At 56.7% G+C, this 372-nt stretch carries 1 rRNA gene; it reads left to right on the forward strand.

Annotation, left to right across the window (positions count from 1 at the left end):
* Positions 1-93 precede the first annotated feature (93 nt).
* Positions 94-372: ribosomal RNA gene (locus KVT14_RS20135) — 23S ribosomal RNA — on the forward strand; the annotation flags it as partial.

The following is a 372-nucleotide window of genomic DNA, read 5'->3' on the forward strand; positions in this document are numbered from 1 at the left end:
GGAGCTGGTAGGCGCCGGCGCGCACGACTCGGGGATCGTTCGTTGTTTGAGAACTGCACAGTGGACGCGAGCATCTTTAAAGTATGTCTTTGTGGTCAAGTTTTTAAGGGCACAGGGTGGATGCCTTGGCACTAGGAGCCGAAGAAGGACGTGGTAGCCTGCGATAAGCCTCGGGGAGTTGGCAAACGAACCGTGATCCGAGGATGTCCGAATGGGGAAACCCCGCGCGAGTCATGTCGCGTGACCCGCACCTGAATATATAGGGTGTGTGGAGGGAACGCCGGGAAGTGAAACATCTCAGTACCGGCAGGAAGAGATATTCCGTGAGTAGTGGCGAGCGAAAGCGGATCAGGCCAAACCGTGTGCGTGTGA

It is taken from the genome of Cellulomonas sp. GbtcB1 (assembly GCF_019091725.1).
In the GTDB taxonomy this organism is placed as follows: Bacteria; Actinomycetota; Actinomycetes; order Actinomycetales; family Cellulomonadaceae; genus Cellulomonas.